This window comes from Planctomycetota bacterium (assembly GCA_018242585.1).
Taxonomy (GTDB): domain Bacteria; phylum Planctomycetota; class Planctomycetia; order Pirellulales; family PNKZ01; genus JAFEBQ01.
Genome location: JAFEBQ010000020.1, coordinates 115,029 through 126,777 on the forward strand (window position 1 = coordinate 115,029; position 11,749 = coordinate 126,777).

General features: G+C 62.4%; 8 protein-coding genes. 4 read left to right on the forward strand and 4 right to left on the reverse strand.

The window, feature by feature from the left end; all coding sequences use genetic code 11:
* Positions 1-196 precede the first annotated feature (196 nt).
* From JSS27_10940 to JSS27_10950, 3 genes are all read left to right on the forward strand, one after another.
* Positions 197-1,900, forward strand: coding sequence for a hypothetical protein (locus tag JSS27_10940; GenBank protein ID MBS0209463.1), 1,704 nt, complete (start codon positions 197-199; stop codon positions 1,898-1,900).
* 193 nt (positions 1,901-2,093) lie between these two features.
* Positions 2,094-3,248: a sialidase gene (locus tag JSS27_10945; protein MBS0209464.1), complete on the forward strand. Its 1,155-nt coding sequence runs from the start codon at positions 2,094-2,096 to the stop codon at positions 3,246-3,248.
* A 162-nt stretch (positions 3,249-3,410) separates the two neighbouring features.
* Complete coding sequence (locus JSS27_10950; GenBank protein ID MBS0209465.1) at positions 3,411-4,121, forward strand: SIMPL domain-containing protein; 711 nt, start codon at positions 3,411-3,413, stop codon at positions 4,119-4,121.
* Positions 4,122-4,197: 76 nt separating this feature from the next.
* Here the strand turns inward: JSS27_10950 and JSS27_10955 are convergent, their stop codons facing one another.
* Positions 4,198-5,298, reverse strand: a complete 1,101-nt coding sequence (locus JSS27_10955; protein ID MBS0209466.1) for a hypothetical protein — start codon at positions 5,296-5,298, stop codon at positions 4,198-4,200.
* Between the two features lie 62 nt (positions 5,299-5,360).
* Between JSS27_10955 and JSS27_10960 the strand changes: the two genes are divergently transcribed.
* Positions 5,361-7,532: an acetylxylan esterase gene (locus tag JSS27_10960; GenBank protein MBS0209467.1), complete on the forward strand. Its 2,172-nt coding sequence runs from the start codon at positions 5,361-5,363 to the stop codon at positions 7,530-7,532.
* A 15-nt stretch (positions 7,533-7,547) separates the two neighbouring features.
* On the opposite strand, the gene JSS27_10965 is transcribed toward JSS27_10960, so the two are convergent.
* From JSS27_10965 to JSS27_10975, 3 genes are all read right to left on the reverse strand, one after another.
* Entirely contained in the window at positions 7,548-9,944 is a 2,397-nt protein-coding gene (locus tag JSS27_10965; GenBank protein ID MBS0209468.1) for an MMPL family transporter, read from the reverse strand.
* Between the two features lie 435 nt (positions 9,945-10,379).
* Complete coding sequence (locus JSS27_10970; GenBank protein MBS0209469.1) at positions 10,380-11,510, reverse strand: hypothetical protein; 1,131 nt, start codon at positions 11,508-11,510, stop codon at positions 10,380-10,382.
* A 79-nt stretch (positions 11,511-11,589) separates the two neighbouring features.
* The coding region (locus tag JSS27_10975; protein ID MBS0209470.1) for a hypothetical protein at positions 11,590-11,749 on the reverse strand (160 nt) is incomplete at its 5' end.

Genomic DNA, 11,749 nt, shown 5'->3' on the forward strand with positions numbered 1-11,749 from the left:
GGATCGATTTTAACTTTTCGCGCATTTGCAGCGATTTTTCCACCGCTTCTGATGCGGAAAATGTCGATTCCATCGATGGATCATCCCCGACACCACGACACAGCAGGGGGACTCTTTCCGACGGTCCGGCAATCACTTTCAATAACTGGAGGAAACGGCAATGGAAGGCCAGTGCCCTCGCGGCGATAGGATCGCTGTGAGACGAAGCCTGAGTACTTTCCACCGACGGCTACGAAGCCGAGGTCTTCTGTTCATATTTCTTTTCGCGGCGTTTTCGCCGGCCGCTACGAGCCAAGCCCAAACGCAGGCTCTCATTCCGATTGATCCGTTCGCTCAGAACTCCGCGTCGACGTCGCCGTCCACCGCACCGGTTCCCGATCTTTCGCCCACGGTTCCGCCTCCCACCGCCGCCGCGCCGGCTTTCTTCGCATCGCCATACGATGCGCCGGCGCCGCAGTCTCCGAGCGTCGATCAGCCGATCGATCTGGCCTCTCACCTGCAACCGAGTGCCGCACCACCGCCGGGCAGCATCGAAGACTACGTCAAGAAGATGGAGACCCGGCTGGCCGACGTCGAAGGCAAGCTGAAGAAGCGCGACGACGCGGACAAGAAGGAAGCTGAAAAGAAAGCGGCTTCCGAATTCCCTTCCGCGAAAATCACCGGCTTCACGCAACTCGACGGCTCTTGGTTCAACCAAGACGCGAACAGCATCGCCACGGTCGGCAATGCCCAAGACGGCGTCGGCTTCCGTCGCGCTCGGTTCGCGTTCGTCGGCAAGGTCGCCGAGTTTACGAACTACATGTTCGAGTTCGATTTCGCCACGGCCGGCCATCCCAGCTTCTTCGATGTCTGGGTTGAGCAGATGAATTTGCCTGTCCTCGGCACGATTCGCGGCGGCCAGTATTGCCAGCCGTTCAGCGTCGATGCCCTCACCGGGTTCCGCAACCTGACGTTTCTCGAACGATCGCTGCCGTTCTTGGCGTTCGTACCGTTCCGTCGCGTCGGCGTGATGAGTTACAACTCTAACGAAGAACAGACCCGCACCTGGGCCGCCAGTGTGTTTAAGACGGGCGGCTTCAACAACGCCCCGCTCGGCGACGATCGCTTTGCCACCGACATCGGCGACATGGGTGGCTATTCATTCTCCACCCGTGCCACGCAACTTCTCTATTACGACGAGCACGCGGGCGATCGTTACGTCTGGCACGTCGGCGGCTCATTCGACTACAGTCGGCTCACGGCCAACACGGCCGCGGGAAGCACCACCAGCATCCCGTTCTATCAGGCCCGCACGACACCGGAGTTCGGACCGATCGGCAACACGGAAGTTTCACAGCCGTTCGGGTCGGCATTCGCCTCGACGCCGATCTTCGTCGACACCGGCCGGTACCGTGCCGACAGCTTCAACATCTACGGCTTGGAAACCGTGTATCAAGCCGGCGCCTTCGGGTTCACCAGCGAGGTCATGGCCACGGTCGTCGATAGCGAAGTCGGACCGATCGGCTATGCGGGCGCCTACACCCAAGCCGCATATCGCCTCACCGGAGAGCATCGCATCTACGACAAGAAGACCGGCACGCTCGGCAAGATCATCCCTTATGCCGACTTCTTTTCGCTGACGAAGGGACATCGCGGCTTCTATGGTTGGGGCGCTTGGGAAGTCGCCGCCCGCTGGTCGTATGTCAGCCTCAACAATCCGACGAACCTCAACCCGTATTATCTCGGTGGTACGAGCAACGCCGGAAACGGCACGCTCTACGACACCACCCTCGGGCTCACTTGGTTCCTCAACGCATACACGAAGGTTCAGTTCAACTGGATCCACGCGATGCTGGATAACAAAGTGCGCGGGCACAGCGACGCCGACTTATTCGTCACCCGTTTGCAGGTAGATTACTAACTCATCTCGCTTGTGGAGATGAACGGACATCGACGTTTGCCGCGGCCGGTCTTCGCTTCCGCCGAGCGAAGGCCGGCCGTCTTTGTTGAATGCGTTCTTGGCTGAAAAAGGTGGACCCGCGCGTCGACGCGTCGCATAATGCGTCGCCGTCCCCCTGCCCCAGACGCTTCTCTCCCTGCGGAGATCTCACCTCATGCGCCGCCGCTTCGTTTTCTTCGCTCTACTTGCCGCCGCTGCCTCGGCTGCTTCATCAGCGCTCCGCGCCGACGACAAGGCTTGGCAACTTCTCGCACCGCACTGCAAGCCGCCTGCCGAATACACGGGCGACTTCGGCAACTACCGCTCGCCGCTCGAACGCGACGACGGCACGCGCGTTGCCTCCGCCGCCGAGTGGCCGGCCCGCCGTGCCGAGATCGAGGCGAAGTGGTGGAAGCTGATGGGTGGCAAACCGAAGCTCATCGAGAAGCCGAAGGTCGTGTATCTCGACAAGACGCGCCGCGAGAACTTCACGCAGCAACACGTTCATGTCGAAGTCGGCCCCGACGGTCGCCTCGCAGACGGCTATCTCCTCACCCCCGACGGCCCCGGCCCCTTCCCCGCCGTCTTCATCCCTTTCTACGAACCGCAATCCAGCATCGGCCTGGGCAAGCCCGACACCATCGGCGCGATCGACTTCGGCGTGCAACTGACGCGGCGCGGCTTCGTCACCCTCTCGATCGCCACGCCCGGCACGCTCGAAGAACCCACGGCCGATGTGCGCAAACTTCTCGTCGACATCGGCGACAAACTCAAACTCCAGCCGCTCGGGTACCTCGCCTCCGTCGCCTCCAACTGCCACACCGCACTGGCGCAGATGCCGAACGTCGATCCGAAGCGCATCGGCGGCGTCGGGCACAGCTACGGCGGCAAGTGGACGATGTTCGGCTCGTGTCTCGACCAGCGGTTCGCCTGCGCCGTGTGGGTCGATCCGGGGATCGTGTTCGACGAGACCAACGGCAGCGTCAACTATTGGGAGCCGTGGTACCTCGGCTGGGCCGAAGGAGAGAAACGCCCGCGCGGCATCCCCAACGCCGACAAGCCGCGGACCGGTCTCTACAAAACGCTCTACGAAAACAACAGCCGCGAAATGCTGGAACTCCACGCCCTGATGGCCGGCCGCCCGATGCTCGACTCCGGCGGCAGCGAAGACCCGCCGCGCAACTGGCGTGCGCTAAATCACCTGATCGCGGTGAACAAACTGCTCGGCAAAGAAAACCTAGCGGCAATGACCAACCGCCCGATGCACCGCCCGACGCCGGAAGCGGCCGCGGTGATCTATGCGTTTTTTGAGCAGCATTTGAAGAAGTAACAAGTGGCAAGTGGCAAGTGCCGGAGGGATTGTCTGAGGCGAACGGCCGGTGTCGGCCGGCCGGTCATATCGCAGCGCATTTTGGTCCGAACTCTCTGCGTGTCGTGCTTGTCCGTGTAGAGTCCAAGTAGAACCAGATTCACGTCCGTCGAGTCGCCTTTTATGAAACGCTACATCGAAGTCATCGGTGAAGGAAAGTTCGTGGAGGCGGCGTCGAAATTCGTAGCAGCGCTGAATTTGGAAGTCCGCGCCGCAAAGGACGAGACGGCGTTTCGCGAGCTTTCGGAACTTGCCGGCGAGGTGCTCGCAGCGCTGCGAGACGCGAAGATCACCGACGAAGAGATCGTCGAAGGCGGCACCGATCTACACCAACCCTGGTATTGGAAAAAGAAGGTCGGACAGACTGCTTCGCGGCGCATCATCCTCAAGGTCGCTGACTTTTCGCGGCTGAATCGAGCTTTAGAACAACTGGAACCGATTCAATCGCGCAACAAAGAGCGAAAGACGATCGCCGTCGACATGCGACAGCCGGAGTTCGAAAGCACCGACGACTCCGATGCTTTGGTACTCGCAAACGCCTTCGCCGATGCAAAGCAGAAAGCGGAACGCCTCGCCGCGGCGATGGGCTGCGAACTAGGCAAACCGATCTCCGTGGAAGAAGGCGGACAGACGAAACGCAACTCCGGCTTCTCCGGCGACGAAGATTGGGGCGGGGACTCCTCTCGATTCGGTTACGGCGCAATCATGATGGCGGGGCCAGCGGCTGGTGCCGGTGCCGCATTCGAACCCACGGAAGAGCGAGAACTCCAACGCCCGACCCGAACGATCTACGTGAAATGCCGCGTGAAGTTTGCAATCGGCGGCAAGATGTAGCGCACTCCCGCTGCGCAGTGACCGGCCGGCTCACACCGGCCGCTCGCCTCAGAGACTTGTCGCTTGCAACTTGCCGCTACTTCCTCACCCCGCTCGGTCCATAACCCGTCACCGTCTCCCAGGCGATCTCTTGCAGCAGCTGCTGCAGCTTCGGGGAGTTCGGGTCTTTCTTGTCGATGAAGCTCTTCAGGCCGACCGGGCTCTTGCCGTAGATGGTGGCGTAGTTTACGTAGCTGCAGAGCGCGACGATCGGTAGCTTCGCGTGGCCGATCGGGTCGGTGAACAACTCCGATTGCTTCTTGATGCCGGGGGCGTCGCCGGCGATCACCTTCTCGCGGAGCTTCACCACCGCCGTGCCGACCGGCGCAAGCGCGACGACTTGTCGGCCGTGCTTCGCGTTGATCTGCTTCACTTGCGTCTCCAGCACCAAGTAGAACAGATCGAGCAAGTGCTCGATGTCGGTGAGCTTCTTTTCGTCGCGCTCTGCGTTGTCGGTGATCCGCGGCTTGAAGCCGTCGGAGTCGAACGCCGCCCACGACAACTGGACCACAACCCGCACCTTCGGGTTGTGCTTCAGCGCCAGCTCCGTGAACTGCGCGATCGCCGGGTCGGGCACGTACCAATTCGGCGACAGGGTCAGCACGTCGACCTTGCCGGTCTCGATCGCCGGTTTCACTTTGTCCTTCTCGGCCGCTAGGTCCCAGTGCTGCTTCACGCTGGAGCCGCCGAGGAATTGCGCGCCGAGCGTTTCGTGTTCGGTGAGGCCGGCATCTTTCGCCATATCGGCGAGATGTCGAGCGATAAACGTATGAAAACTATGGCCGCAAACGAACACGCGCAGCCCGTTGGTCGACTCCGCCCCCTGCTCCGCCGGCTTCTCGACGCCGCCAGCCGGCTTCTCGGTTGCCGAGCTTTGTTGCCCCAACGCCGCCGTACCCGAGAGCAACAACAGCGCGACTGACATCAATCGAACGGCCGAACTCATCACGAAGTTCCTTAATCTGTGTTCCGCACAACGACGACCCAGCGAGCACTCCATCGTGGCCGGATACGACATTCCAAGCAAGCCGACAAAGTAGCAGGCACGCTCCACGTGCCTGCTACTTTCTTCAGGCAACAGGCCTAAATGCTGGCAATCGGCCCGGCCGACGGTTACGATACGCCCGACTGAATTCACCTGCCCCGACGCCGCCGCCGCGGTCCCCCTGCCTCACGCTCTCCCTGTTTGGAGATTCTTCGATGTCGCTGCTTCTTCGCCGTTTCTTCGTCGCCGCGTTGCTCGCGTCGAGCGCTTTCGTCTTGCCCGTCGAACAAGCACGTGCGGAAGACAAGAAGGCCACGCCGATCCAAGACGTCCGCTTCCAGCCGCTCAAGGATCTCAACGGCTACTTCCCCTTCACCGTGCCGACCGACGTCGCTCAGTGGAAGAAGCGCGCCGAGTTTGTGAAGATGCAGGTCGCCGTGAGCCAAGGGGTTTGGCCGATGCCGGAGAAGACGCCGCTCAATGCCGTCGTGCATTCGCCGGTCGAGCGCGATGGCTACACCGTCTGGCGCGTCTTCTTCGAGAGCGTGCCGGGCCATTACGTTTGCGGCAGCTTGTTCAAGCCGAAGGGTTTCACCGGCAAACGGCCGGTCGTTCTCTGTCCGCATGGCCACTGGAAAGACGCTCGCTTCCACGACGCCGGCGAAGCGGCCGTCGCGGCGCAAATTAAAACCGGCGCGGAGAAGTACATGAACGCCGGCCGCTTCTTCCTGCAAGCCAAGTGCGCCCAGTTGGCGAAGCTCGGTTGCATCGTGTTGATTTACGACATGGAAGGGTACTCCGACGCGACGCAGCTCTCGTTCGACCTCGCCCATCGCTACGGCGAGAAGCGCCCGGCGATGGAGACCGCGGAGAACTGGGGTCTTTATAGTCCGCAAGCGGAGGCGCGAGCCCAATCGCTGATGGGTCTGCAAACGTGGAACTCGATCCGCGCGCTCGACTTCATCTGCGGCTTGGACGACGTCGACTCGTCGCGGATCGGCGTCACCGGCGCGAGCGGCGGCGGCACGCAGACGTTTCTCCTCGCGGCGGTCGACGACCGGCCGACCGTGATCGTGCCGGCCGTGATGGTGTCGACCGCGATGCAAGGGGGCTGCACCTGTGAGAACGCGAGCCTGCTCCGTGTCGGCACCGGCAACATCGAACTCGCCGGCCTCTTCGCCCCACGTCCGATGGCCTGCATCGCCGCCAACGACTGGACGAAGGAGATCATGACCAAGGGGTATCCCGAACTGAAGGGTCTCTACAAGCTCATGGGGAACGAAGCGAACGTCGAAGCGTATCCCTTCATTCAGTTCCCCCACAACTACAACTACGTCAGCCGCGCGGCGATGTACGAGTTCTTCAATAAGCACCTGAAGCTGGAAGCGAAGCTGCCGATCGTCGAAGGAGATATCGTGCCGCTGACGATTCCGGAACTGACCGTGTGGAACGAGAAGCACCCGAAGCCGGCCGGCGGCGACGCACACGAGCGCGACCTGTTAAAGAAGATCACCGCCGCGAGCGACAAGCAGATCGCAGCCCTCACGCCGACCGATGCGGCCTCGCTCAAGAAGTACCGCGAAGTCGTCGGCGGCGCGGTCGACGTGATCATCGGCCGCCGCCTGAGCGACATCGGCAAGATCGAGCAAGAGAACCTGTTGGAGAAGGATCACGGCAAGTACATCGAATATCATTGCGTGCTGACCGACAAAGCGCGCGGCGAGGCTGTGGTCGTGCGCTATTACTATCCGAAGAAATGGAACAAGTGGCTCGGCATTCACATATACGGTCGCGGCGCTGCCGGTCTTACGGATGAGAACGGGAAATTGTTCGCGAGCTCCGCGATCGACATCGAACATGGCACGGCGATCGCGACTCTAGATCCGATCGGAATCGGCACGCACACGACCGAAGGCTTTCCGGCGAACGCGAACCGACGCGTGCCGAATCCGCGTCTGTTCGCGGGCTTCACCTACGGTTACAATTCGCCGCTCTTCGCGCAACGCGTGCACGATATCCTGATGGTGATCGCACACGCTCGGGCACATCACGAAAAGCCTGAGAGAATCTACCTTCGGGGAACCTACGGTGGAGGGCTATGGGCGGCGGCGGCCCTAGCGCAATGCGACGAAGGTGTGATCCAACACGCCGTGATCGACACCGACGGCTTCCGCTTCGCGAAGCTCACCGACTACCTCCACGCCGACTTTCTACCCGGAATCGTGAAGTACGGCGACCTGCCGGCGCTCCTCGCCTTGGGAAAATCTGCGGGGCTGTCGTTGTTCAACGAAGCGGAAGTTCCAGCCGTCGTCTCAGCGGCCCGGAAAGCGGCGGGCTTGGAAGCCGCGCAAACTAGCGCTTCGTTTTACATCCATCCGCCGAAATAGTTGGCCAATCGCTTGCTACCGTTGCGCCGCTTCCGCAGTCGGCTCCGCGCCGACATCGGCCGTCGCGGCGTCGAATGTCTTCGGCGTCGGCATGAAGCAGGCCAGCATCGCCGGTAGGATGACTAGGTCGCCGATGAGCGCCGCGAAGATCGTCAGCACGCTGAGCCCGGAGAAGAGCCGCGTCGTCGGCATTTCGCTGATCTGCAGGCTGCCGAAGCCGGCGATCAGCACGACGCTGGTCATAATCATCGCCGAACCCACGGCCCGATAACTCCGGATGATCGCGGCGTCGATGTCGCCGTCGAGCCTCAGTTCCCGCTGGAAACGGTTGATGAAGTGGATCGTATCGTCGACGGCGATGCCGAGACAAATGCTGAACACGATCACGCTCGTCATCTGCAGCGGACGATCGGTGAGAACCAGCGCCGTCGCGGTGACGACCATCGGAAACAGATTCGGAATGATGCTGATCACGCCGAGCCGGAGGCTGCGGAAGCCGAACGTCATCACGACGAAGATGACCGCCGCCGCCGAGCCGAGGCTCGCGGCCAAGTCGGCGATCATCTGATTGAGATTGCGCGAAGCGAGCACCGCCGTGCCGGTCAGATGAAATCGCACGCCCGGATGTTCGGCTTCGAGCCGCGCGAGGCCGGCGCGGAGTTCGTCGTAGGTCTTCAAGTGTTCGTTGCTGGTGGCTTCTTGCAGGCGAAGGCGAATCACGGCCCGGCGCAGATCTTGTCGTGCGTAAGGCGAAATATGCTCGGGCTTCAAAAAGTGCAACGCCTGCGCCTGATCGAGCAATTCGTTTCCGTTGTTCTTCGGCAACGCGCGGACCACATTGGTCAGCGACACCGGATTCCGCACCCCGGGCACCGTCGCCGCGAACGACTGCGCCGCGTCGAGTGCGCGCAGCGTCTCGGGCGTGAACTCATAGTACTCCTTGCCGGCAAGCCGCTCGTCCCAATCGACGAGGATCATGGCCGACGTCGAGCCGCCGAACAGCCGATCGAGCGCATAGATCGCTTGAAACGACGGCCGACTCTCGGGCAACGATTCGGTCGCCTGATTGCTCGGCGTGAGATGAAACAGCGAGTAACTCATCGCCAGGCTGACGGCGATGCCGGCCGCGGCCGTGGGCCGACGATGCGCGACGATCCACCGCACCAGCGGCAGCATCGACGCGGCGAGCCGCTCCGGCAGATCGACTTCGGCCGCCGATTGCACGTACAAACCCAATCGCGTGCCGGACAGCAGCGGCGTGAGCGTCAGCACGGCGACGAGCGCCAGCACCGCGCCGAGTCCGCAGATCACGCCGAAGTGTTGAATGATCTCGATCCTCGCCACGGCCAGCGAACCGAACCCGACGGCCGTCGTCAACGAACAGAGCAAGCAAGCCAAACCGAGATGCCGCAGCGCATCGCGCGAAGCGATTCGCGGCGACACGCCGAGCGCCCGCTCGCGACGAATGTCGATCATCAGATGCACGGCGTCCGTGAAGCCGACGACGAGCACCAACGTCGGCAGCACCGTCGTGAGGATGTTCATCTTCTCGCCGAAAAGGCCCATCGCGCCGATCGTCCAAACCGCGCCGACCAGCGCCGAGCCGCACACGATCGCCACGGCCGCGAGGCGGCGGAACATCCAAGTGGCCATCGCCACGGCCAGCAACCCGCCGACCCAGACGAACCGCGTGCTTTCGTATTGGACCGACTCATAGATCTCCGTGCGGATCGGCGCGAGTCCGGTCAGGCGAATCTTCAACGCGCTGGTGTGCTCCATCTTCTCGATCAGCCGGCGCATGTCGGCGATGAACGGCGAGATCTCGCGGATCGGCAAGTCCTCGCCGTGCAGCCGGGCGATGACGAGCGTGGCTCGAGCGTCGGGCGAGATCAACTGCGGCGCGAGCGGGTGCTTGAGCGCGAAGTCGCGAGCCTTGCGGCATTCCTCCGCGGTCGGCATCTTCCCCTGCTCGTTCTCCTTGGGCAGGATCGAATACGGAGTTTCGGGAATCGGTTTGAAGATCAAGCCGATCAGCTTGCCGTCGTTGCGTTTGGCGAACGTTTGGATATCGGCGAGCGTCTGCACGCTTTGCACGCCGTGCGGAGTCGTGCCGTCGTGATAACCGATGCCGCCCAGTTCCGCGGTGAAACGGCGGAGCGAGGCGATGTTGTTCGGCGCGAAGATGTCGTCGGCTTCGACGAGGAAGACGCAGTCGAGGTCGTCGGCGCCGAAGTCGCGAAAGGCTTCTTCGAGGCGCACGAAGTCGGTATCGTCGGAGCGAAACGTCCCGCGCGGGACGTCGTCGTACTCCAGGCGATAAACGCCGTACGCCGCGACGGCCGTCGCCGCGGCGACGACGGCGGCGACGAGCGCGCGATGAGCGTCGAAGGCTTCCGATAACTGACGAAACACGGGAACTCGAACTCCTCCGAACCGAAATCCGAATGTCGCCGCCGCGCGATTCCCGTCCGCCGAGGGGATGCAGGCGACGAGCGCTTCGCGGCGCGCGACGACGAACTCAACATTCTAAGCAGCCGCGCCCGATCGATCGGCCGTTTCCGAATAATTAATCTTTTCCGCTCGCACCGGTCGTGCGGTGCGGGCTCGCCGCCGTGCGATACATGGTGGCGCAACCTTAGGTTGTCATCGGCCCCTGCGCCGCCGAGCAATTACCGGCGAGACGTCGCGGCGGCGGAAAATCCCGCTCCACAGGCCGATTCCAACCGTTAGACGATCTTTTCGGGCGCTCGCCCGCACCTCCCGACGAAACGACCGCCGCCGATGCACTTCGCCCCGATCGATCGCGCACGGCGGTTTCGCGCCGCCGCGGCCGGCAGGCGAGATGCTTTAGCTCTTCGCGCGCCGCAGCGCAGCCTCTTCCAACTCAGCCGCTACGTCCAAGTGGTTCTTGAGCGTCGCCATAAGGTCGTCGAACTGCGACTCAAGCCTGTCGTCGTCGAACGTCGGCAAGGTGCCGACGACCTTCCAGTCCTGATAGTTCGTGCGGAGGAACTTCAGCATTCGGACCGACGTTTGCGCGACATCGTAGTTGACATTGAGCAGCGCCACTTGCGCTTCGTTTTCTTCTTGAAATGAGCTGACCACGCGCCGCAGCATCTCCGCCGTCTGCGGGTTTTCCGGAGGTTCGCTTTCGATCCGATCAAGCAATCCGGGCAGGTTCTCCGACCAAGTGTGATACTCCTGCGTCGCGGCCACGAGCGCTTCGGCGATTTCGATTCGCCTCGCAAGCTCTTCGCGAGTCGGCTTGCGTTCGTAGGTCAAGACGTTCAACCATTCCATCTGCGCTTCCAAGAATGCGATCTGCATGACCTTCTGCGCTCGGTAATGGACGATCAGCCCGTCGACGAATTTCCGTGCGACGCCGTCGTGGAGTCGAGCGATCTTTTCGAACTTGTCGATCTTGAAGTCGTGGTACTCGCGGATGGCCGCCAGCGTCGCGACCGTATCGTCTTCAGGCAATTCCGAAAAGACGCGCCGTCGTTCCGAGCTGATCTGCAGCAGGATCATGAACGTCTGCGCCTCCGCTCGCGACTCCCCGCTCGCCGCGGAGGTTTCCGCCGTCGCACTCGGCGTCGGCGAAGTCGCGGGCGTTCCCTGAGGCAGTGCGAGAGGCACTGGAGCTTCGGGCGACTTCGCGTCCGGCGGCGGCGCGGCACGCGCTCGCGCTTCCGCCATGGCCCGCAGTTTCTCGAGCCCGGCACGTTCCTTCGCCTCAGTGTCCGTGAAGCCGTTCGGAACAAGCAGCTCCAGCGTCGGCACGATGTCGTCGACGCCCGACAGCAAGCCCGCTCCGCCGGCCAACAAGCCTCCCGCCATCGAAACGGTCGACTGCGCGCCGCCGCTCTTCGGCTTGAGCGCGTTGAAGAGCGAGTCGGCCGCGAAGATCCAGACCGGCGTGAGGAGAAGACACCCGCAGGCGACCGGAACGAGCGGAAGCTTTCTCAGCGGACCGGGCATCGCAATCCATCTCCATGACGCTCCGCGGCGTTGCGAAGCGCGTCAAGCAATTCGCTCCGCCCCATCGGCGACGATCGGACTACTTCGCGGCCGCCGGCTGTTTCGTGTTAGGCTTCTTCTCTTCCGGTTTCTTGACGTCGGGCTTCTTCGGCGCCGGTTGATCCGCCCGCCGGGTCGTCAGCTTCGGCGTCGGGTCGTTCTCGCCGGCAAACTTGTTCCACTCCGCTTGAAACGCCGCC